This window comes from Modicisalibacter sp. 'Wilcox', assembly GCF_010993675.1.
Taxonomy (GTDB): domain Bacteria; phylum Pseudomonadota; class Gammaproteobacteria; order Pseudomonadales; family Halomonadaceae; genus Modicisalibacter; species Modicisalibacter tunisiensis.
In genome coordinates this window covers 260,602-282,575 of record NZ_WNXF01000002.1, presented here as the reverse complement: position 1 = coordinate 282,575, position 21,974 = coordinate 260,602, and the positions used below count along the sequence as shown (strand labels likewise).

23 protein-coding genes are annotated in these 21,974 nt (G+C 66.9%); 17 read left to right on the top strand and 6 right to left on the bottom strand.

Annotated elements, in window-relative coordinates:
* Positions 1 to 84: 84 nt before the first annotated feature.
* The 6 genes from G7A98_RS03240 to G7A98_RS03215 form a co-directional block, all read right to left on the bottom strand.
* The gene (locus G7A98_RS03240) at positions 85 to 1,653 is read right to left on the bottom strand and encodes a bifunctional aminoglycoside phosphotransferase/ATP-binding protein (RefSeq protein ID WP_163648050.1); all 1,569 of its coding nucleotides are present in this window, start codon (positions 1,651 to 1,653) and stop codon (positions 85 to 87) included.
* 24 nt (positions 1,654 to 1,677) lie between these two features.
* On the bottom strand, positions 1,678 to 2,964 hold the full coding sequence (gene hemL / locus G7A98_RS03235) for a glutamate-1-semialdehyde 2,1-aminomutase (RefSeq protein ID WP_163648049.1): 1,287 nt from the start codon (positions 2,962 to 2,964) through the stop codon (positions 1,678 to 1,680).
* A 76-nt stretch (positions 2,965 to 3,040) separates the two neighbouring features.
* Complete coding sequence (gene thiE, locus G7A98_RS03230) at positions 3,041 to 3,691, bottom strand: thiamine phosphate synthase (RefSeq protein WP_163648048.1); 651 nt, start codon at positions 3,689 to 3,691, stop codon at positions 3,041 to 3,043.
* On the bottom strand, positions 3,678 to 4,514 hold the full coding sequence (locus G7A98_RS03225) for a hydroxymethylpyrimidine/phosphomethylpyrimidine kinase (protein WP_163648047.1): 837 nt from the start codon (positions 4,512 to 4,514) through the stop codon (positions 3,678 to 3,680). Before G7A98_RS03225 ends, thiE begins: the two co-directional genes overlap by 14 nt.
* On the bottom strand, positions 4,514 to 4,945 hold the full coding sequence (hemJ, locus tag G7A98_RS03220; protein ID WP_163648046.1) for a protoporphyrinogen oxidase HemJ: 432 nt from the start codon (positions 4,943 to 4,945) through the stop codon (positions 4,514 to 4,516). Before hemJ ends, G7A98_RS03225 begins: the two co-directional genes overlap by 1 nt.
* Positions 4,946 to 4,984: 39 nt before the next feature.
* Positions 4,985 to 6,715: a chloride channel protein gene (locus G7A98_RS03215; RefSeq protein WP_163648045.1), complete on the bottom strand. Its 1,731-nt coding sequence runs from the start codon at positions 6,713 to 6,715 to the stop codon at positions 4,985 to 4,987.
* 220 nt (positions 6,716 to 6,935) lie between these two features.
* Between G7A98_RS03215 and erpA the strand changes: the two genes are divergently transcribed.
* The 17 genes from erpA (at position 6,936) to G7A98_RS03130 (ending at position 21,890) form a co-directional block, all read left to right on the top strand.
* Positions 6,936 to 7,289, top strand: a complete 354-nt coding sequence (gene erpA, locus G7A98_RS03210; protein ID WP_163648044.1) for an iron-sulfur cluster insertion protein ErpA — start codon at positions 6,936 to 6,938, stop codon at positions 7,287 to 7,289.
* A gap of 169 nt (positions 7,290 to 7,458) precedes the next feature.
* Complete coding sequence (locus G7A98_RS03205; protein WP_163648043.1) at positions 7,459 to 8,226, top strand: transporter substrate-binding domain-containing protein; 768 nt, start codon at positions 7,459 to 7,461, stop codon at positions 8,224 to 8,226.
* Positions 8,227 to 8,339: 113 nt separating this feature from the next.
* Positions 8,340 to 9,011 (top strand): amino acid ABC transporter permease, encoded by a 672-nt coding sequence (locus G7A98_RS03200; protein WP_163648042.1) that lies wholly within the window; start codon positions 8,340 to 8,342, stop codon positions 9,009 to 9,011.
* 10 nt (positions 9,012 to 9,021) lie between these two features.
* Positions 9,022 to 9,795: an amino acid ABC transporter ATP-binding protein gene (locus G7A98_RS03195; RefSeq protein ID WP_163648041.1), complete on the top strand. Its 774-nt coding sequence runs from the start codon at positions 9,022 to 9,024 to the stop codon at positions 9,793 to 9,795.
* 554 nt (positions 9,796 to 10,349) lie between these two features.
* Positions 10,350 to 12,254 (top strand): tRNA uridine-5-carboxymethylaminomethyl(34) synthesis enzyme MnmG, encoded by a 1,905-nt coding sequence (gene mnmG, locus G7A98_RS03190; protein ID WP_163648040.1) that lies wholly within the window; start codon positions 10,350 to 10,352, stop codon positions 12,252 to 12,254.
* Positions 12,251 to 12,877, top strand: coding sequence for a 16S rRNA (guanine(527)-N(7))-methyltransferase RsmG (gene rsmG / locus G7A98_RS03185; protein WP_163648039.1), 627 nt, complete (start codon positions 12,251 to 12,253; stop codon positions 12,875 to 12,877). Before mnmG ends, rsmG begins: the two co-directional genes overlap by 4 nt.
* 38 nt (positions 12,878 to 12,915) lie before the next feature.
* A complete protein-coding gene (locus tag G7A98_RS03180; RefSeq protein WP_163648038.1) occupies positions 12,916 to 13,683 on the top strand; it encodes a ParA family protein in 768 nt (255 codons plus the stop codon).
* A gap of 28 nt (positions 13,684 to 13,711) precedes the next feature.
* Positions 13,712 to 14,632, top strand: a complete 921-nt coding sequence (locus G7A98_RS03175; RefSeq protein ID WP_163648037.1) for a ParB/RepB/Spo0J family partition protein — start codon at positions 13,712 to 13,714, stop codon at positions 14,630 to 14,632.
* A gap of 206 nt (positions 14,633 to 14,838) precedes the next feature.
* On the top strand, positions 14,839 to 15,237 hold the full coding sequence (locus G7A98_RS03170; RefSeq protein WP_163648036.1) for a F0F1 ATP synthase subunit I: 399 nt from the start codon (positions 14,839 to 14,841) through the stop codon (positions 15,235 to 15,237).
* A gap of 15 nt (positions 15,238 to 15,252) precedes the next feature.
* Positions 15,253 to 16,119, top strand: coding sequence for a F0F1 ATP synthase subunit A (gene atpB, locus G7A98_RS03165; protein WP_163648035.1), 867 nt, complete (start codon positions 15,253 to 15,255; stop codon positions 16,117 to 16,119).
* Positions 16,120 to 16,170: 51 nt separating this feature from the next.
* A complete protein-coding gene (atpE, locus tag G7A98_RS03160) occupies positions 16,171 to 16,419 on the top strand; it encodes a F0F1 ATP synthase subunit C (RefSeq protein ID WP_011508579.1) in 249 nt (82 codons plus the stop codon).
* A gap of 65 nt (positions 16,420 to 16,484) precedes the next feature.
* Positions 16,485 to 16,955: a F0F1 ATP synthase subunit B gene (locus G7A98_RS03155; RefSeq protein WP_163648034.1), complete on the top strand. Its 471-nt coding sequence runs from the start codon at positions 16,485 to 16,487 to the stop codon at positions 16,953 to 16,955.
* A gap of 11 nt (positions 16,956 to 16,966) precedes the next feature.
* On the top strand, positions 16,967 to 17,506 hold the full coding sequence (locus tag G7A98_RS03150) for a F0F1 ATP synthase subunit delta (RefSeq protein ID WP_163648033.1): 540 nt from the start codon (positions 16,967 to 16,969) through the stop codon (positions 17,504 to 17,506).
* Between the two features lie 16 nt (positions 17,507 to 17,522).
* Positions 17,523 to 19,067, top strand: coding sequence for a F0F1 ATP synthase subunit alpha (gene atpA, locus G7A98_RS03145; RefSeq protein WP_163648032.1), 1,545 nt, complete (start codon positions 17,523 to 17,525; stop codon positions 19,065 to 19,067).
* A 64-nt stretch (positions 19,068 to 19,131) separates the two neighbouring features.
* Positions 19,132 to 20,007, top strand: coding sequence for a F0F1 ATP synthase subunit gamma (atpG, locus tag G7A98_RS03140; protein ID WP_163648031.1), 876 nt, complete (start codon positions 19,132 to 19,134; stop codon positions 20,005 to 20,007).
* A 51-nt stretch (positions 20,008 to 20,058) separates the two neighbouring features.
* Positions 20,059 to 21,435 carry a F0F1 ATP synthase subunit beta gene (atpD, locus tag G7A98_RS03135; protein ID WP_163648030.1) on the top strand — a complete coding sequence of 459 codons (1,377 nt, stop codon included), beginning with the start codon at positions 20,059 to 20,061 and terminating at the stop codon, positions 21,433 to 21,435.
* A gap of 26 nt (positions 21,436 to 21,461) precedes the next feature.
* Positions 21,462 to 21,890 carry a F0F1 ATP synthase subunit epsilon gene (locus G7A98_RS03130; protein ID WP_163648029.1) on the top strand — a complete coding sequence of 143 codons (429 nt, stop codon included), beginning with the start codon at positions 21,462 to 21,464 and terminating at the stop codon, positions 21,888 to 21,890.
* Positions 21,891 to 21,974 lie beyond the last annotated feature (84 nt).

The window sequence follows — 21,974 nt, the reverse complement described above, 5'->3', positions numbered from 1 at the left end:
GCGTCCCGCGACGTCCATCCGACGCTCACGACGCATGCATGAAAAAGGCCCCGCTACGGCGGGGCCTTCCTGTGTCGCCACCGCTCACTGCAAGCGCAGATGCTCCTGGATCAGCCCCACCAGGGTCAGGTTGGCGTTGTCCCGGGTGGTATCGAGATGTACCAGGTGCAGGCGCTCCTCGTCGGTGAACGGCTCGAAGAGGCGTTGCTGGCGCTCGAGCACCGCCAGCCCGGCCTCGGAGGGATCACCGCCCCGACGGGCGCGCTTCTCGATGCGCGCGCGCAGGGTCGCGTCGTCGGCCTCGAAGCTGACCAGCAGCACCGGCAGCCCCCGGGCCTCCGCCTGATGGCGAAGCCGATCGCGCTGTGCCTGACGCAGGCAGGTGGCGTCGATGCACACCGGCAGCCCGCCGTCGAGCACCATGCCGGTCAGCGCGGCAAGGTGCCGATAGGTGCGCTCGGTGGCCTCGGGGGTATAGATATCCACACCCGCCTGCTCGGTGCGCGCCTGGGGATCGAATCCGTGCAGACGCTTGCGCTCCACATCGGAACGCAGCCGGACCCCGCCCAGCCGCCGGATCATCTCGCCGGTGAAACGGCTCTTGCCGCTGCCGGAGACCCCCACGCCGATCACCAGATAGGGGAAATGGAACTCCGCGTAGTGCTCGGCGAGCGCGAGATAGCGACGGAAGTCGGCCATGATCGCCTGGCGGTCGGTGGGATGCAGATCCGGCTGATGATAGCGCAGCATGGCCACCTTGGCGCGCACCAGCGCCCGATAGAGCTTGTAGAAGGGCAGCAGGCGCACCAGCTCGTGATCCCCCGAGCACTCCAGGTAGCGGTTGAGGGCGTGCCGCGCCAGGGCCTCCTCGTTCCGTGCCTCGAGATCCATCAGCAGGAAGGCCAGATCGCTGCCGACATCGTTCCAGCGCAGCGTCTCGTTGAACTCGATGCCGTCGAACAGCACTACCCGACCGTCGAGGCGCACCGCATTGCCCAGGTGCACGTCGCCGTGGGTCTCGCGCACGAAGCCCTCGCGATGACGGCGATCGAAGACCTCGCCGAGCCGCGCCAGGGTCTCGTTCGCCCAGGTCTCGAGATGCGCCAGCCGCCGCCGGTCATGCTCGCCGGTCAGGCGCGTGTCGATCAGACGGAACTCCCGCTCGACGATCGCCGCGAGGGTCTCGCGCGACCCCAGGGCATCGTCGGCCGGCAGTCGCGCGGCCTCGCCATGGAAACGCACCAGCTGATCCACCAGGTCGTCGATCAGCGCCTGCGACAGCTCGCCGCTGGCCTGCAGATGGCTGAGCAGCTCGCGGTTGTTGAACTGGCGCATCTTGATGGCGTGCTCGATGGGCGCGCCCGGCGCATTGACCCGGGGCGCCTGCGGCGTGCCGGCGATCGGCACCACGCCCAGGTAGAGCGCCGGCGCCAGGCGGCGATTGAGGCGCACTTCCTCCTCGCAGCAGCGACGCCGCCGTTCGCGCGTCGAGAAGTCCAGAAAGCTCCCCAGGTCCAGCGGCTTCTTGATCTTGTAGGCGTACTCCCCGGTCAGCACGATCCAGGAGATGTGCGTCTCGAAGATCTCGATCGCCTCGACCTCGTGGTCGAAGCAGCGATGGTCCCGGAGGGCGTCGATCATGGCCTGGCTCACGGCAAGCTCCCGTCAGGTGAAGGTTCAGCGCGCCATGGCGGCGAAGACCCGCTCGGCGGCATCCAGGGTGGCACGGATGTCCTCGTCGCCGTGGGCGCTCGACATGAAGCCGGCCTCGAACGGTGACGGTGCCAGGTAGACGCCGTGGTCGAGCATCGCGGTGAAGAAGCGGCGGAAGCGCTCGGCATCGCAGGCCCCGACCTGGGCGAAGTCGTCGACGCGACGCTGCCCGGTGAAGAAGACCCCGAACATGCCGCCGGCCCGCTGGGTGACCAGGTCGATTCCGGCCTCGGCCGCCCGTTCCTCGAGGCCGGTGCAGAGCGCCTCGACGCGCCGCGCCAGGTCGGCATGAAAGCCGGGCTGGCGGATCTTGTCGAGCAGCGCGATGCCGGCGGCCATGGCCAGCGGATTACCCGCCAGGGTGCCCGCCTGATAGACCGGCCCCAGCGGCGAGATGTACTCCATGATCTCGCGCTTGCCGCCGAAGGCGCCCACCGGCATGCCGCCACCGACGATCTTGCCCAGGCAGGTCAGATCCGGGGTGATGGCGTAGTGCGCCTGGGCGCCGCCCAGGGCGACGCGGAAGCCGGTCATCACCTCGTCGAAGATCAGCACGCTGGCGTGGGCGTCGCAGACCTCGCGCAGCGTCTCGAGGAAGCCCGGGCGCGGCGGGATGCAGTTCATGTTGCCGGCCACCGGCTCGACGATGACCCCGGCGATGGCGTCGCCCAGCTCGGCGAAGCAGGCCCGGACCGCCTCGACATCGTTGTAGGGCAGGGTGATGGTGTGCTCGGCCAGCGAGGCCGGCACACCCGGCGAGCTCGGTTCGCCGTGGGTCAGGGCCCCGGAGCCGGCCTTGACCAGCAGCGAGTCGGAATGGCCATGGTAGTTGCCCTCGAACTTGACGATCTTGTCGCGCCCGGTATAGCCGCGTGCCAGGCGGATCGCCGACATGGTGGCCTCGGTGCCCGAGTTGACCATGCGCACCATCTCGATCGACGGCATGATCTCGCAGATGCGCTCGGCCATGGTGGTCTCGATCGCCGTCGGCGTGCCGAAGGACAGCCCGGCGTCGAGCCGCTCGCGCACCGCACCGAGCACCTCGGGGTCGGCATGGCCGGTGATCATCGGCCCCCAGGACCCCACGTAGTCGATGTAGCGCTTGCCCTCGACGTCGAACAGATACGCCCCCCGGGCCCGCTCCATGAACAGCGGGGGACGATCCATCCCCTTGAAGGCCCGGACCGGCGAGTTGACGCCCCCGGGAATGTGCCGGCAGGCCTGTTCGAAAAGTTCCGCGGAAGTGGGCATGTCGTCCTCTCGTCAGAAGCTGTGGATAACTCGTTGGACAGTTGGAATAACTCGTCGTTGGCGGCCTGTGGATAAGCTAGGGATCAATCAGCTGCCGCCTCAGATGCTGCACGTTGGCCGCCGGCTCGCCGTGGCCGAACACGGCCTGCACGGTCGCCAGCAACTCGGCTCCGGCGCGACGTGCCTGCCGGGCATTGTCGGCATCGATGCCGCCGATGGCCACCCGGGGCAGGCCGAATCGCGCCGCCTCGGCCAGCAGTTCGAGACGGGCGGGCGGGGCCTCGGGCTTGGTGCGCGAGGCGAAGAAGCGCCCGAAGGCCAGGTAGCTCGCCCCCGCCTCGTGTGCCCGCGCGGCCAGCTCGAGCCGGGCGTGGCAGGTGGCGCCGACGATCGCCGCCTCGCCCAGCACGCGCCGGGCCTCGCGCAGCGAGCCGTCCTGCTGGCCGAGATGCACGCCGACACCGGCGTGGCCCTCGCGGCGCAGCCGCTCGGCGAGCGCCAAGTCGTCGTTGATGATCAGCGGCACCCCGTGTCGGGCACAGCGGCTCGCCAGGGCAGCGGCCTGGCGGTGGCGCCGCTCGGCATCCCGCGACTTGTCGCGATACTGCAGCAGGGCCAGCCCGCCCGCGAGCGCCGACTCGCAGGCGGCGATCAGGGTGGCGTCATCGGGCAGCAGCCCGGCATCGGTGATGGCATAGACGCCCCGGCGCCAGTCATGAACGGTCATCGAGGGCCTCCGGGTCGAAGGCGGCGGGCAGTTGCCAGAGTCGGCGCGGCAGGTGCTGGCCCGCCGCCGGCCGCCAGCCGTGGCGCAGGCTTTCCCAGGTGAAGCGCTGGGCCTGCTCGCAGGCCGCCACCAGGCGCTCGCCGGCGGCCAGGCGCGCCGCCGCCGCCGCCGCCAGGGTACACCCCGAGCCATGATAGGCCCCGGGCAGCCGCGGCCACTGCCACTGGCGAGTCAGCTCGGGGGTGTGCAGGGTATGCGTCACGCAGGCCGGATCGCTCCCCGCCGCCGGCTGGTCGGTGCCGGTGATCAGTACCGCCTGACAGCCCCGCGAGAGCAGTTCGGTGGCCCGTGCCGTGTCATCGTCGGCCTGCGGTGCCAGCCGCTCCAGCTCCTGTCGGTTGGGCGTCAGCAGATCGACCCGTGGCAGCAGCCGCTCGCGCAGGGCCTCGGGCAATGCCGTGGCGGCCAGCTCGCTGCCGCCGCCGGCGCGCAGCACCGGGTCGCAGACCACCGGCACCCCGGGCAGACGGCGCAGTACCTCCAGGATCACCTCGAGGGTGGCGATATCGGCGATCAGCCCCAGCTTGATCGCCGCGATCTCGAAGTCCTCGACGAGCGCCTGCACGGTCTCGCGCATCATGTCCGGCGACGCGGGCGTCACCCGGCGCACGTCGTGGGTGGTCTGCACCGTGAGGCTGGTGGGCACGGTCAGCGGCCAGCCGCCGCAGGCGGCGATCGACTCGGCATCCGCCACCAGCCCGGCGCCGCCCGTGGCATCGTGGCCCGCCAGCACCAGCAGGGCCGGGAGGTCTCGTGTGGCCATCAGAAGGGCTTGATCACCGCCAGCAGCACGATCAGCACCAGACCGATCACCGGCAGCTCATTGAAGACGCGGAAATAGCGATGCGACTTGTCGCAGGTGCCCGCCGCCAGCCGCTTCATGTGGGCCAGACAGACATGGTGATAGCCGATCAGCAGCACCACCAGCGCCAGCTTGGCATGCATCCAGCCCTGGCCGAGGAAGCCGGGCACCAGGTAGAGCATCGCCCCGCCGAAGACCAGCACGGCGATCATCGACGGCGTCATGATGCCGCGGTACAGCTTGCGCTCCATGGTCTCGAAGTAGGCGATCGCCGTCTCGTCGCCGCGATCCCGGGCCATGGCGTGATAGACGAACAGCCGCGGCAGGTAGAACAGGGCCGCGAACCAGGTCACCATGGCCATCAGGTGCAGGGCTTTCATCCACAGGAACATCGGGTCTCCTCGTCGCCGTCGGGGGAAGGATCGCTCGGATCAGCGCTTGTAACGGTAGTAGTTCTCGATGGCATCACGGGTGATGATACCGGAAATCTTCTGGATCATCGGCGCCGTGGTGTGCTCGACGTAGAGCGCATCCACGCCGTAGTCGTTGAGGCGGTCGAAGGCCTCGCTGAGCGTCGCCTGCAGGTGGATGGGCGCCAGCTCGAGGCGCTGCCCGGGAATCTCCAGCAGGTCGAGCGTCGCCGTCTCGTCCGTCGCCTCCTGCTCGTCCAGCAGGGCGCGCGCCAGGTCGGCGGCCTTGAGCGCCAGCGGCGTCTTCTCCTCGCTGGAGCGGGTGATCACCAGCCAGGTGGGCTTGTCCTCGAGCAGCCGGCGAGCCTGCTCGCGGGTGATCATCCGCTGGGTCCGCGCCACGCTGCGCTCCATGACGGCGGGGACCGCCACCCGCGACAGGGCCTGCATCAGCGGCTGCTGCAGCGGATGCAGGCCGTGATGGGTGCCGGTGACATACAGGCCGTGGCAGCGGCAGATCTGGCGCGCGGTGAGCCCGGCGATCACCACCGCCAGCATGCCCGGCAGGATGATGTTGGGGTTGTGGGTGAGCTCGAGCAGCGCCATCAGTGCCGCCAGCGGTGCCTGCAGCACCGCGCCCATCATCGCCGCCATGCCCAGCATGGCGTAGAAGCCGGGATCGGAGGCCACCGAGGGCCACAGCCAGTCCCCGCTCAGCCCGCACAGGGCGCCGGCCGAGGCCCCCACCACCAGCACCGGGCCGATGATGCCGACGGGGATCCCGCAGGCAAAGGTGAAGGCGGTGAGCAGCAGCTTGCCGAGCATCAGTGCCACCAGCACGTCGAGCGCCAGACGGCCGTCGAGCGCCGCGGCCAGGCTGTCGTAGCCGATGCCCTGGACCTGGGGATACCACCAGGCCACCACCGCCACGGCCACGCCCGGCAGCATCAGCCGGGCGATGAGCGGCCAGCCGGCGAGCAGCGTGCCGCGCTGGGCGATACGGATGAACAGCCCGGCCAGCAGGCCGATCAGCAGGGCGCTGGTGGCAATCCACGGCAGGTTGAGCAGCGAGCCCAGCTTGACGATCGGCACCTGGAAGGCCGGCTCGGTGCCGTAGGCCAGCTGGGCGACCACCGCACTCATCGTCGAGGCCAGGATCACCGGCATGAAGCCGGCGATGGTGTACTCCATGATCACCACTTCCATGGCGAAGATGACCCCGGCGATGGGCGTGTTGAACGATGCCGAGATCGCCGCCGCGGTACCGCAGCCGACCAGCACGCGCAGACTGTTGTGGGGCAGGCGCAGGCGCTGGCCCAGCCCGCTGGCGGCGGCCGCGCCGAGATGGATCGCCGGCCCCTCGCGGCCGGCGGAGAGCCCGCCGAGCACGGAGATCACGCCCACCCACCACTGGTTGAGCCAGTTGCGCAGCGGCAGCCGCCCCTGATGATAGGTCAGGCGCTCGATCACGTGGCCCACCCCCAGCCGACGCGCCTGACTCGACTGCGGCGCGAAGCACAGCGCGATCAATGCCACGGCAATCAGCGGCAGCAGCGCACGCCAGTGCGGCGCCAGCGCCTCGAAGGCTTCCGAATCATTGTGCGGCATGAACAGCCATGCCCCCAGCGACAGCAGGAACCGGAACACCACCATCAGGCCGCCGGTGAGCAATCCCGAAATCAGCCCCAGCACGCACAGCTGCGGCAGGGCATCGACGCTGGCCAGCTGGCGCCGAAATCGTTCAAGGTTCATGTCTGGGAAAGGGCGCACGCCGCCAGGCACCTCGTCGCTGTCACGGGAATGGGAGGACGACACGCAGGCGCGCCGCCCGGCAAGACTCCGCCTATCATACCCGCACAGGCACTGGTCGACTCAAGACAGACGCCCGACGCCGTCACGCTAAAGTTGACCCTTTTGCTGGGGATTGGGGATAATCCTCCCTGACTATTCACCGATTCCACGGAGAGCGCTGATGAGCGGTGCCGCTACCTTCGCCCCCACGCCCTTGCTGCTCACCGAAGCGGCCGCGCGCCGTATTCAGGCCCTGGCCGCCGACGAGGGCAACCCTCAACTCAAGCTGCGCGTCTATGTCACCGGCGGCGGATGCTCCGGCTTCCAGTACGGTTTCGACGTCGCCCAGGAGGCCGCCGAGGACGATACCCTGATCGAGGTCGACGGCGTCGGCATGCTGGTGGACCCCCTGTCGTATCAGTACCTGGTCGGCTCCACGGTCGACTTCGAGGAAGGTCTGGCCGGCGCGCGGTTCGTGATCCGCAACCCCAACGCCACCTCCACCTGCGGCTGTGGCGCCTCGTTCATGGTGTAAGTGGGTGCAAGCACCCACTGCTCACGTCCTTCCCCGCATCTTCCATTGTGTTCCATCGTGGCCGCTCCCGGTACGGGCCGCGACACCGCGCAGCGGCGCTTGACGCCCTACCCGGAACTCGCCAAGGTAACAAGGTGTTCCGTAAATAATATTCCAACCGGGGAACTCCATGAACCAATCGCTCCTGAAATCGTTGTCGCTGGCCTCCGCGCTCACGCTGGGTCTCGGGCTGTCCGCGGTCAGCCAGGCCGAAACCGTCAATGCCGTCACCGACCCGAGCTTCGTGCCGTTCGAGATGATGGACAAGGACAGCGGCGAGATGATCGGCTTCGACATGGACATCCTGCGCGAAGTCGCCGACCGCGCCGGGTTCGACATCAACCTGCGCACCATGGACTTCAACGGCATCATCCCTGCCGTGCAGACCGGCAACGCCGACCTGGCCATCGCCGGCATCACCATCACCGACGAGCGCGAGAAGATCGTCGACTTCAGCGATCCCTACTACGACAGCGGCCTGCGCATCCTGGTCTCCGCCGGCGACGACAGCGTCAAGGAGCTGAGCGATCTGGAAGGCAAGCGCATCGGCACCAAGATCGGCTCGACCAGCTACGACTACCTGCAGAAGCACCTCGGCGACAAGGCCGAGATCAAGCCCTATCCGGGCAGCGCCGACATGTACCTGGCGCTGATGGGCGGCAGCGTCGACGCCGTGTTCTACGACGCGCCCAACGTCGGCTACTTCGCCAAGACCAAGGGCGAGGGCCGCGCCCAGGTGGTCGGGCCGCTCTACGAGGGTCAGCAGTACGGCATCGCCTTCACCTCCGGCAGCAAGTGGGTCGAGCCCGCCAACAAGGCGCTCGCCGCGATGAAGAAGGACGGCACCTACGCCGACATCTACAAGAAATGGTTCGGCGAGATGCCCGACAGCCAGTAAGCATCACGACCGCAATCTTCGGGGCCGGGTGGCCGCAACGCCCGGCCCCGTCGCGTTCCTAACCCTGATTCGCGACCCGCCGACGGCGGACGGGTCGCGCCGGAGAACCCGACGTGGACGTCAACTTCCAGTTCGACTGGCAGGCGGCCATCGCCTCCATTCCCTACCTGCTCGACGGCATCCCCTGGACCCTGATCATCTCGTTCGGCGGGCTCGCCATCGGCTTCGTCATCGGCATCGTCTTCGGTCTGCTGCGCATCAGCCCGCTGTGGCTGCTGCGCTGGCCGGCCGTGGCCTACATCGAGATCTTCCGCGGCACGCCGGTGCTCGTCCAGGTCCTGTTCATCTTCTACGGCCTGCCGCAGATCATCGGCGGGCCCATCGACGCGGTCACCGCGGGTATCGCCGCCATTGCCCTGAACGCCGGTGCCTACATCTCCGAGATCGTGCGCGGCGGCGTGCAGTCGATCGAGAAGGGCCAGCGCGAGGCCGCGCTGTCGCTGGGACTGTCCCGCGCCCAGGCCTTCCGCTACGTCATCTGGCCCCAGGCGCTGCGCCGCATGATCCCGGCGCTGGGCAACCAGGGCATCGTCAGCATCAAGGACACCTCGCTGTTCTCGGTGATCGGTGTCGGCGAGCTGGTTCGCCAGGGCCAGATCTACATCGCCACGACCTTCACCGCCCTCGAGGTGTACTTCATGGTCGCCATGCTCTATCTGGCGATCACCCTGAGTCTTTCCTTCGCCCTGCGCCTGCTCGAGCGCCGTGGCCTGGTCGGTCAGTGAGGACAACGCCATGAACGACAAGCCCCACAGCGAGACCGTCCAGCCCATCGTGCGCCTGGACAAGGTCAACAAGTACTTCGGCAGCCTGCACGTGATGCAGGACATCGACCTCGAGGTCGCCCCCGGCGAGGTGGTGGTAATCATCGGTGCCAGCGGTTCGGGCAAGTCGACGCTGATCCGCTGCGTCAACGGCCTCGAGGAGTTCCAGAGCGGTCACATCACGGTGGACGGCAACGAGCTACTGCCGCACGGCAAGAGCGGGCGTTCGCTGCAGACCATCCGCACCGAGGTGGGCATGGTCTTCCAGCAGTTCAACCTGTTTCCGCATCTCTCGGTGCGTGACAACGTCACCCTCGCGCCGATCAAGGTTCGCGGCCTGAGCCGTGACCAGGCCGTGCAGATCGCCGACCGGCTGCTCGAGCGGGTCGGCATCGCCGACCAGGCCGACAAGTACCCGGGTCAGCTTTCCGGTGGCCAGCAGCAGCGTGTCGCGCTGGCCCGGGCACTGGCCATGGAACCGCGCCTGATGCTCTTCGACGAGCCGACCTCGGCACTCGACCCGGAGATGATCGGCGAGGTGCTCGACGCCATGCGCGAGCTCGCCAACGACGGCATGACCATGATGATCGTCACCCACGAGATGGGCTTCGCCCGCGAGGTCGCCGACCGGGTGATCTTCGTCCACAAGGGGCGCATCGTCGAGGAAGGCCCGCCCGAGACGGTCTTCGACAGCCCCGAGCACGAGCGCACCCAATCCTTCCTCGCCCGCGTGCTCAAGCACTGAGCCGCCGCCCCTCGCCGACCGCGAGGGGCGTCTTTCTTCCACTCGTCCCCGCTCCAGATTCCTTCCCCAGCTCAATTTTTCGCCTGTGGACAAGTCTTTCGGCGTATCCACGCTACCTGCCGTGCAGCCCGCGTCATGTGTGTCTTGGCAGACGACAAGCCCCACTGTTGATCATTACACGCACAGCTCCGGTACAAGCCGGTGGACAAGCCGGGGATGCCCGGGGCTGTGGATGAACACACTTTTCATCCACAGCCCCCGAACCGGAACTCCGCAGGTCGTCGACCTTTTTTGCAATGCATCGTCAACATTCCAGAAGACTGACAGTGAAGGTAAAGTCAGTCTTATCCACAGAAAATGTCCACACCAGTAGTTACTACCACAACAGAACTTCTTTTCTCTTCTTATATTGTTTCTTTAAGACCCAACGGCGGACGACGCGACAGGAACCCGGTGTGGAAAACCCCTGACGGTTACCCACAGGGGCGTTATACTGGGCGGCTTGTTGATACTTGCCCTGAAGTCGCGCGCCCGGCGCGCAAGTCGAGGTATCCGTGGATTATCCCAACCGCTTTGACGTCATCGTCATCGGCGGTGGCCATGCGGGAACGGAAGCCGCACTGGCCGCTGCCCGCATGGGCTGTCAGACCCTGCTGCTGACTCACAACATCGAGACCCTGGGACAGATGTCCTGCAATCCGGCGATCGGGGGCATCGGCAAGAGCCACCTGGTCAAGGAGATCGACGCCCTGGGCGGCGCCATGGGGCTGGCGACGGACCATGCCGGTATCCAGTTCCGTGTGCTCAACGCCCGCAAGGGCCCCGCCGTGCGTGCCACCCGCGCCCAGGCCGACCGCGTGCGTTACAAGGCGGCGATTCGCGGCATGCTGGAGAACCAACCCAACCTGACACTGTTCCAGCAGGGTGTGGATGACCTGATCGTCGACGGCGACACCGTCAAGGGCGCGGTCACCCAGACCGGCATCCGCTTTCACGCCGACACCGTGGTGCTGTGCACCGGCACCTTCCTTGGCGGGGTTATCCACATCGGCCTGGACAACCACACCGGCGGCCGGGCGGGCGATCCTCCCGCCAATGCGCTGGCCCAGCGGCTGCGGGCCCTGCCGTTCCGCGTCGATCGGCTCAAGACCGGCACCCCGCCGCGGCTCGATGCCAGGAGCCTGGATTTCAGCCAGCTCGAGGAGCAGCCCGGCGACACACCGACGCCGGTGATGTCCTACATCGGCACGCGGGACATGCACCCGCACCAGGTGAGTTGTCGCATCGCGCATACCAACGAGCGCACCCACGAGATCATCTTCGCCAATCTCGATCGCTCGCCGATGTATTCCGGCGTGATCGGCGGCGTCGGCCCGCGCTACTGCCCGTCGATCGAGGACAAGGTCCATCGTTTCGCCGACAAGGCCAGCCATCAGATCTTCATCGAGCCGGAGGGGCTGGATACGCACGAGCTCTACCCCAACGGCATCTCCACCTCGCTGCCCTTCGACGTGCAGCTGCAGGTGGTGCGCTCGATCAAGGGGCTCGAGAACGCTCACATCACCCGGCCGGGCTACGCCATCGAGTACGACTTCTTCGACCCGCGGGATCTGAAGCACTCGCTGGAAACCAGGTTTATCCACAACCTGTTCTTCGCCGGGCAGATCAACGGCACCACCGGCTACGAGGAAGCCGGCGCCCAGGGCCTGCTGGCCGGGCTCAACGCCGCCCTGCGGGTGCGGGGCGAGGATGCCTGGTGCCCACGGCGCGACGAGGCCTACCTCGGCGTGCTGGTCGACGACCTGATCACCCTGGGCACTCAGGAGCCCTACCGGATGTTCACCTCCCGCGCCGAATACCGTCTGCTGCTGCGCGAGGACAACGCCGACCTGCGTCTCACCGAGACCGGCCGCCGGCTGGGGCTGATCGACGACGACCGCTGGGCGTCATTCAGCGCCAAGCGCGAGGCGATCGAGGCCGAACAGGCACGGCTCGCCGCCACCTGGGTGCAGCCCCGCTCGGCGGCCGCCGAGCAGCTCAATGCCAAGCTGCCCAAGCCGCTCAACCGCGAGTACAGCCTGCTCGAGCTGCTCAAGCGCCCCGAGCTCGGCTATGCCGATCTCGTCGGCCTCGAGGGCATCGAGGCCACGGGCGTCGATGACGAGACGGTCGCCGAACAGGTGCAGATCCAGGCCAAGTACCAGGGCTACATCGACCGCCAGCAGGCCGAGATCGACAAGCTCAAGCGCCACGAGGCCACGCCGCTGCCCGCGGATCTCGACTACTCGCGGGTCGAGGGGCTGTCCAACGAGATTCGCGACAAGCTCGCCGCGGCGCGCCCCGAGACCCTGGCCCAGGCCGGACGCATCTCGGGCGTGACACCGGCAGCGGTGTCGATCCTGCTGATCCATCTCAAGAAGCGCCGCCTGGTCGACGATGCCCGGGCGGTGAATGCATGACGCCCGACTGCGAGCGTCGCCTCGACGCGGGCCTGACGACCCTGGGCATCACCGCCGATGCCCGGGCTCGGGAGCGGTTGCTGGTGCTGCTGGGGCTGTTGCACAAGTGGAACCGGGCTTATAACCTCACCGCGGTACGCGCGCCGGAGGCCATGGTGACGCGGCATCTGCTCGACAGTGCCTCGATCCTGCCGGCGATGACCGGCCCGCGGGTGCTGGACATCGGCTCGGGCCCGGGCTTTCCCGGGCTGGTGCTGGCGATTCTCGACCCGCGGCTGACGGTCACGCTGCTCGACAGCAATGGCAAGAAGGTCCGCTTCCAGCGCCAGGCGGTGATGGAGCTCGGGCTGACCAACGTCGAGCCGGTACAGGCCCGCGTCGAGCGCTTCGAGGTGCCACCGTTCGACCAGGTGGTATCACGGGCCTTCGCCAGCCTCGGCGACTTCATCGCCCTGAGCGAGCCGCTGCTGGCACCACGCGGCGAGTGGCTGGCGATGAAGGGCCAGGCCTGCGAGGAGGAGCTGGCCGAAGTGCCGGACGGTGTCCAGCTCGTCGAGCGGCGTATCCTTGACGTCCCCGGGGACGATGCCACCCGCTATCTGCTGCGGCTGACCCGAACCTGACCGCCGGCCGGCACACCATGTCGACAAGGGAGCCTTTCGTGACCAAGATCATCGCCTTGACCAACCAGAAGGGCGGCGTCGGCAAGACCACGACCGCGGTCAACCTGGCGGCCTGCCTCGCGGCACTGGAGCGGCGCGTGCTGCTCGTCGACCTCGATCCCCAGGGGCATGCCACCATGGGCAGCGGCATCGACAAGCACGAGCTGGACGGCAGCGTGCTCGACGTGCTGCTCGGTGAAAAGCCCGCCGAGGCGGTGATCCTCGACTGTCCCGAGGCCGGCTACGCCCTGCTGCCCGGCAACGGCGACCTGACCGCCGCCGAGGTCGACCTGCTCGACCGCGACGGTCGCGAGCGCTGCCTGCACGAGGCGATCAAGGGGGTCGCCGGCGAGTACGACGTGGTGCTCATCGACTGCCCGCCGTCGCTCAACATGCTCACCGTCAACGGCCTCACCGCCGCCGACGGCATCCTGATTCCCCTGCAGTGCGAGTTCTACGCCCTCGAGGGGCTGTCGGCCCTGCTCGACACCGTCGAGCAGATTCAGGCCAGCGTGAACCCCTCGCTGCAGCTCTTCGGCATCGTGCGCACCATGTTCGACAATCGCAACAGCCTGACCCGCGACGTCACCAAGCAGCTGCGCGACTACTTCGGCGACACCCTGCTCAAGGCGGCCATCCCGCGCAACGTGCGGGTCGCCGAGGCGCCGAGCCACGGTCTGCCGGTCACCAAGTACGCCCGCTTCTCGCGGGGCAGCCAGGCCCATCGGGTACTGGCCAAGGAACTGATCCGTCGCTTGTCGCTATGACCCCCGGGAAACGCCCCAAGGATTGCCCATGACCCGTAAACGTGCCCTGGGCCGCGGCCTGGATGCCCTGATCGGCGCCAATGCCCGCCGCCGTGACCTGCTGGATGCCGATGTCACCCTTGATGCGCCGGCCGCCGAGGCGCCCGCGCCGGAAGCGCCCGCCGATGACGAGGCGCGCCTGGCCCGCCTGCCGCTCGGCCAGCTGAGCCGCGGCCGCTACCAGCCCCGGCGCGACATCCAGCCCGAGGCGCTGGAGGAGCTTGCCGACTCGATCCGCAGCCAGGGGGTCATGCAGCCGATCGTGGTGCGGCCGATCGGCGAGGATCGCTACGAGATCATCGCCGGCGAGCGGCGCTGGCGGGCGGCCCAGCTCGCCGAGCTCGACGTGATCCCGGCCGTGGTGCGCAACGTCAGCGATCAGGGCGCCCTGGCGCTGGCACTCATCGAGAACATCCAGCGCGAGAATCTCAACCCCGTCGAGGAGGCCCTGGCCCTGAAGCGCCTGCTCGAGGAGTTCGAGCTGACCCAGCAGCAGGTGGCCGACGCGGTGGGCAAGTCACGGGCCCAGGTGGCCAACCTGCTGCGCCTGCTGGCGCTCGACCCGGAAGTGCAGACCCTGCTCGAGCGGGGTGACCTGGATGTGGGTCATGCCCGGGCGCTGCTGGTGCTGCCTGCGACAAAACAGCGCAAGGCGGCCCACGAGGTGGTCGATCGTGACCTCACCGTGCGCCAGACCGAGGCACTGGCGAAGGCGCTTCAGGCCGGCAAGCCTGCCGCGGCCCGGCCGGCGGACACGCCGTCCGCCGACGTGTCACGCCTGGAGACTCAGCTCGGCGAGGTGCTCGGTGCCGCGGTGAAGATCCGTCATGGCCAGAGCGGCAAGGGGAAAGTGACCATTCACTACGGCAGTCTCGAAGAGCTGGACGGGATTCTCGAGCACATCCGCTGAGCGTCCGGGTCGATAGTTAGCCAGTTAAAATATTTTCCCGACGTTCGTCGCGCTTTGGTCGTAGTCCGATTCCACTTCGTGGAAATTCGCCGCAGGTTCGGTTGAAGGGCACCCCCGGCTTCCCTATAATCCGCCGAGGTCCGGCGCTGGGGGCGCTCAGTCAACGACAATTCCTGCGGACATTGCCGACGAACACCCGAGAATTTATGCCTGCTCCGAGTCCGGCCCAGATCAAACGACCCGAGTTCACGCGCCTGCTGGCGGCGCAGGCCGCCATGGTGCTGCTGGCCACGGCGGTCGGCGCGGGAACCGGCGGCGTGTCCGCCGCAGGCTCGGCACTGCTCGGCGGCCTGGTCGCCGCGGTGCCCGGCGTCTACTTTGCCTGGCGTGCCTTCCGTTATCAGGGAGCGCGATACGCCAGGGACATCGTGAAGAGCTTCTATCGAGCCGAAGCCGGCAAGTTCGGTTTGACGGCGGCATTGTTCACCCTGGTGTTCATTGCAGTGCCCCCGTCAAACCCCGCTTTCTTCTTTGGCGCTTACGTGGCGACGTTGGCGACGCAGTGGCTGGGGCCCTGGCTGCTGAAGCGCCCGTCGTACACCTGACATCGAGGCAGTGCAATGGCAGCAGGCAACAATCTGACGCCGACGGCGTACATCCAGCACCATCTGCAGAACCTGACCTTCGGGTATCATCCCGACCACGGCTGGGCGATGGCTCACTCCGCCGAGGAGGCCGCCGAAATGGGCTTCTGGGCGATCCACCTGGACACCATGGCCTGGTCGATCGGCCTGGGCGTGCTGTTCCTGTGGCTCTTCCGCAAGGCCGCCAAGGCCGCGACCACCGGCGTCCCCCATGGTCTGCAGAACTTCGTCGAGATGATGGTCGAGTTCGTCGACAACTCGGTGAAGGAAACCTTCCACGGCAAGAGCCGGCTGATCGCGCCGCTGTCGCTGACGATCTTCTGCTGGATCTTCCTGATGAACCTCATGGATCTGGTGCCCGTCGACCTGCTGCCGATGCTGGCGCAGAAGATCGGCGTCATGTTCGGTGCCGATCCCGCGCACGTCTACTTCAAGGTCGTGCCCACTACCGACGTCAATGCCACGCTCGGCATGTCACTGTCGGTCTTTGCCCTGATCATCATCTACTCCATTCGTCACAAGGGGCTTTCCGGCTTCATTGGGGAATTGACGCTGCATCCGTTCAGCTCCTCCAACAAGCTGTTCCAGGTCATCCTGATTCCGATCAACTTCATCCTCGAGGTGGTGACCCTGCTGGCCAAGCCGGTGTCGCTCGCCCTTCGTCTGTTCGGCAACATGTATGCCGGCGAGTTGATCTTCATCCTGATCGCGATGATCGGGCTGTGGCAGTTGCCGCTGCATTTCTCCTGGGCGGTCTTCCACATCCTGATCGTTACGCTGCAGGCGTTCATCTTCATGATGCTGACGATCGTCTACCTGAGCATGGCGACCGAAGAGCATTGAACCGTCAACCCTTAACCCGCTAAACCACTTGACTGAAAACTGGAGTACATCATGGAAGCACAAGTTCTGGGCATGACCGCTATCGCCGTTTCCCTGCTGATCGGCCTGGGCGCCCTGGGTACCGCCATCGGCTTCGGCATCCTGGGTGGCAAGTTCCTCGAAGGCGCCGCGCGTCAGCCGGAGATGATCCCGCAGCTGCAGGTGAAGATGTTCATCGTCGCCGGCCTGCTGGACGCCGTGACCATGATCGGTGTGGGTATCGCGCTGTTCTTCACCTTCGCCAACCCGTTTGTGGGTTGAATCACGGTGGGTCGCAAGACCAACCGGGACTCTGACCACAAACCTGTGAAGCGAGAGGTGCTGGCGTGAATCTGAACCTTACCCTGATCGGTCAGGCCATAGCCTTCGCGGTCTTCGTCTGGTTCTGCATGAAGTATGTATGGCCCCCGGTCATGCAGGCGCTGCAGGAACGTCAGAAGAAGATTGCCGATGGCCTGGACGCTGCCAGCCGTGCCACCCGTGACCTCGAACTGGCCCAGGAGCAGGCTGACGAGACGTTGCGCGAGAGCAAGGAAAAGGCGGCCGAGATCCTAGAGCAGGCCCACAAGCGGTCGAACCAGATGATCGAGGAAGCGCGCGAGAATGCCCGCCTCGAGGGCGAGCGGATGATTGCCGCGGCCCGTTCCGAGATCGAGCAGGAAGTCAATCGCGCGAAGGAAGAGCTGCGTTCGCAGGTGTCGCGACTCGCTGTCGAAGGGGCGGAGCGTATCCTGGAATCCTCCATCGACGAGGCCAAACATCGCGAGCTCGTCGACAAGCTCGCCGCCGAGCTTTGAGGAGGTGACCCATGGCTGAAACGTCTACCGTCGCTCGACCTTACGCCAAGGCGGCGTTCGAGTTCGCGCACGCCCAGAAGGCGCTAGAGGCCTGGTCCGAGATGCTGACACTGGCGGCCGGCGTGGTCGCCGATGACGCCATGCGCTCGCGGGTGCTGGACAACCCCCGGTTGTCCGGCGCCGAGAAGGCCGACGTCGTGATCGATGTCGGCGGCGACGCGTTCAGCGAGGAAGGTCGAAACTTCCTGCGGACCCTGGGCCAGGGCCACCGCCTGGCGGCGCTGCCGGACATCGCCGAGCAGTTCGAGCAGCTGAAGGCCGAGCAGGAGAAGCGCCTGGAGGTGACCATCGTCTCCGCGTTCCCGCTCGACGCCGCTCAGCAAGACACGCTCGCGAGTGCCCTGGCCAAGCGCCTGAACCGCGAAATCTCCATTACCACTCAGGTGGACCGTGCCCTGATGGGCGGCGTCATCCTGCGTGCCGGCGACACCGTCATCGACGGTTCGGTACGCAACCGGCTGGCCCGTCTGCGCGACACACTCTCCGCCTGAGCTTGAGGGACATGGCATGCAGCAACTGAATCCTTCCGAGATCAGCGACATCATCAAGCAGCGCATCGAAAAGCTGGATGTCGCCTCCGAAGCCCGTAACCAGGGCACCATCGTCAGCGTGTCCGACGGCATCGTGAAAATCCACGGGCTGGCGGACGCGATGTTCGGCGAGATGATCGAATTCCCGGGCCACGTCTTCGGCATGGTCCTCAACCTCGAGCGCGACAGCGTCGGTGCCGTGGTGCTGGGCGACTACCAGCAGCTCGAGGAGGGCATGACCGCCCAGTGCACCGGCCGCATCCTCGAGGTGCCGGTGGGCCCCGAGCTGGTCGGCCGCGTGGTCGATGCCCTGGGCAACCCCATCGACGGCAAGGGCGAGCTGGGCACCCAGCTGACCGACGCGGTCGAGAAGGTCGCGCCGGGCGTCATCACCCGCCAGGGCGTCGACCAGCCGATCCAGACCGGCCTCAAGTCCATCGACGCCATGGTGCCGATCGGCCGCGGTCAGCGCGAGCTGATCATCGGCGACCGCCAGATCGGCAAGTCCGCCATCGCGGTGGACACCATCATCAACCAGAAGGGCAAGGGCGTCACCTGTATCTACGTCGCGGTGGGTCAGAAGCAGTCGACCATCGCCAGCGTGGTGCGCAAGCTCGAGGAACACGGCGCGATGGAGCACACCATCGTCGTCGCCGCCGGCGCCGCCGATCCGGCCGCCATGCAGTTCCTGGCGCCCTATGCCGGCTGCACCATGGGCGAGTACTTCCGCGACCGCGGCCAGGACGCCCTGATCGTCTACGACGACCTCACCAAGCAGGCCTGGGCGTATCGCCAGATCTCCCTGCTGCTGCGTCGTCCACCGGGCCGCGAAGCCTACCCGGGTGACGTCTTCTACCTGCACTCGCGTCTGCTCGAGCGTGCCGCTCGCGTCAACGCCGACTACGTCGAGAAGTTCACCGACGGTGAGGTCACCGGCCAGACCGGCTCGCTGACCGCGCTGCCGATCATCGAGACCCAGGGCGGCGACGTCTCGGCGTTCGTGCCGACCAACGTGATCTCGATCACCGACGGCCAGATCTTCCTCGAGACCGGCCTGTTCAACTCCGGCATCCGCCCGGCGATCAACGCCGGCCTCTCGGTGTCGCGCGTGGGTGGCTCGGCCCAGACCAAGATCATCAAGAAGCTGGGTGGCGGCGTGCGTCTCGCCCTGGCCCAGTACCGCGAGCTCGCGGCGTTCTCGCAGTTCGCGTCCGATCTGGACGAGGCGACCCGCAAGCAACTCGAGCACGGTCAGCGGGTCACCGAGCTGATGAAGCAGACCCAGTACGCGCCGATGTCCGTGGCCGAGATGGCCCTGACGCTGTTCGCGGCCAACGAGGGCTACCTCGACGACGTCGAAGTCAACAAGGTGCTGGACTTCGAAAGCGCGCTGCACGACTACATGAAGGCCGAACACGGCGAGCTGCTCGACAAGATCAACCAGACCGGCGACTACAGCGACGAGATCAAGCAGGGTCTCAAGTCTGGCGTCGAGCAATTCAAGGCCACTCAAACCTGGTAATCCCCCGGGCCCGGCCTCGCCGGGCCTGCGATTCCCCGAGGGGCCACGAATAAGGTAGATCGCTATGGCAGCCGCAAAAGAGATCAAGACTCAGATCGGCAGTATCAAGAATACGCAGAAGATCACCAGCGCCATGGAAATGGTCGCTGCGTCGAAGATGCGTAAGGCGCAGGAGCGGATGCAGGCCAGCCAGCCGTATGCCAAGCAGATCCGCAAGGTCGTGGGCCATGTCGCCAAGGCCAATCCCGAGTATCGCCATCCCTACACCCTCGACCGCGAGGTCCAGCGGGTCGGCTATATCGTCGTCTCCAGTGACCGCGGCCTGGCCGGCGGCCTGAACGTCAACCTGTTCAAGGCCGTGGTCAAGGATGCGAAGGCGTGGCGCGACAAGGGCGTCGAGACCGACTTCGTCGCCATCGGGAGCAAGGCCGGCACGTTCTTCCGCAAGTACGGCGGCAACCTGCTTGCGGCCAAGAGCGGGCTCGGCGAGGCCCCCGAGGCCAAGGATCTGATCGGCAGCGTCAAGGTCATGCTCGATGCCTTCGACGAGGGCACTCTGGATCGGCTCTACGTGGTGTCCAACGAGTTCGTCAACACCATGACCCAGAAGCCGACCGTGCGCCAGCTGGTACCGCTGGTCACGTCCGACGAGGACGCCGACGACGAACAACCCCGTCCCGACAGCTGGGACTACCTGTATGAGCCGGACGCCCAGGCCCTGCTCGACAAGCTGCTCAAGCGCTATGTCGAGTCGCAGGTCTATCAGGCGGTGGTCGAGAATGCAGCCTGCGAACAGGCGGCGCGCATGATCGCGATGAAGAACGCGACCGACAACGCCGGCAACCTGATCGACGAATTGCAACTGGTGTACAACAAGGCCCGCCAGGCGGCCATCACCCAGGAAATTTCCGAGATCGTGAGTGGCGCCGCCGCGGTGTGACGCGCCGGTGAAACGCAGCAGGTTTCATTTGCAGGTTTAAGAGGATCCAAGATGAGCGGACGTATCGTACAAATCATCGGCGCGGTGATTGACGTAGAGTTTCCGCGGGACGACGTCCCCAAGGTCTACGACGCGCTGACGGTCTCCGAGCCGGGGACCATTCTCGAGGTCCAGCAGCAGCTGGGCGACGGCGTGGTACGTGCCATCGCCATGGGCTCCACCGAGGGCCTCAAGCGCGGCATGGCCGTGGAAAACAGCAAGGCGCCCATCTCCGTGCCGGTCGGCAAGGAGACCCTGGGTCGCATCATGAACGTGCTCGGCGAGCCGATCGACGAGGCCGGCGAGATCGGCGAGGCCGAGCGCATGCCGATCCACCGCAAGGCACCGAGCTATGCCGACCAGGCGGCGTCCAGCGAGCTGCTGGAGACCGGCATCAAGGTCATCGACCTGGTCTGCCCGTTCGCCAAGGGCGGCAAGGTCGGCCTGTTTGGCGGCGCCGGCGTGGGCAAGACCGTCAACATGATGGAGCTGATCCGCAACATCGCCACCGAGCACAGCGGCTACTCGGTGTTCGCCGGGGTCGGCGAGCGCACCCGCGAGGGCAACGACTTCTACTACGAGATGCAGGAGTCCAACGTCCTCGACAAGGTCTCGCTCGTCTACGGCCAGATGAACGAGCCGCCGGGCAACCGCCTGCGCGTGGCGCTGACCGGCCTGACCGTCGCCGAGAAGTTCCGCGATGAAGGCCGCGACGTGCTGCTGTTCGTCGACAACATCTACCGCTATACCCTGGCCGGCACCGAGGTGTCCGCCCTGCTGGGCCGCATGCCCTCCGCGGTGGGCTACCAGCCGACCCTGGCCGAGGAGATGGGCGTCCTGCAGGAGCGCATCACCTCCACCAAGACCGGCTCGATCACCTCCGTGCAGGCCGTCTACGTGCCCGCGGACGACCTGACCGATCCGTCGCCGGCGACCACCTTCGCCCACCTGGACGCCACCGTGGTCCTGGCACGTTCCATCGCCGAACTGGGCATCTACCCGGCGATCGATCCGCTGGATTCCACCTCGCGCCAGCTCGACCCGCTGGTGGTCGGCGAGGAGCACTACAACGTCGCCCGCGGCGTGCAGGGCGTGCTGCAGCGCTACAAGGAACTCAAGGACATCATCGCCATCCTGGGCATGGACGAGCTGTCCGACGAGGACAAGCTGTCCGTCAACCGGGCGCGCAAGATCCAGCGCTTCCTGTCGCAGCCGTTCTTCGTCGCCGAGGTCTTCACCGGGGCGCCCGGCAAGTACGTGTCGCTCAAGGAAACCATCCGCGGCTTCCAGGGCATTCTCGACGGCGACTACGACGAGCTGCCGGAGCAGGCTTTCTACATGGTCGGCACCATCGACGAGGCCGTCGAGAAAGCCAACAAGATGAAGTAAGCCGTCCACGCAAGAGGACCTAAGGTATGGCGAAAAGCTTCCATTGCGAGATCGTCAGCGCCGAGCAGTCGATCTTCTCCGGCGAGGTCGACCAGCTGGTCGCCGCTGGCATGATGGGCGATCTGGGCATCATGGCCGGCCACACGCCGCTGCTGACCGAGCTCAAGCCGGGTCCGCTGCGCGTGCTGGGCGACAACGGCGACGAGCAGGTCTACTACGTCAACGGCGGCTTCCTCGAGGTGCAGCCCGACCTGGTGTCGGTGCTCGCCGACAGCGCGGTGCGGGCCCGTGATCTCGACGAGGCCGAGGCCGAGGCGGCGCGCCAGGAGGCCCAGCGCGAGCTCAACGAGCAGAAGTCGGAGCTGGACTACTCCCGGGCCGCGGCCGAGCTCGCCGAGGCGGTGGCCAAGCTGCGCACCCTCGACCAGCTGCGCCGGGCCAGCGGCAAGCGCTGATTCCGACGGCGTCGACCCCACGCCCCATGGAGCCCGGCTCCATGGGGCGTTTTCGTGAGCGGGCGACGCAAGCAGGTCCCCTCG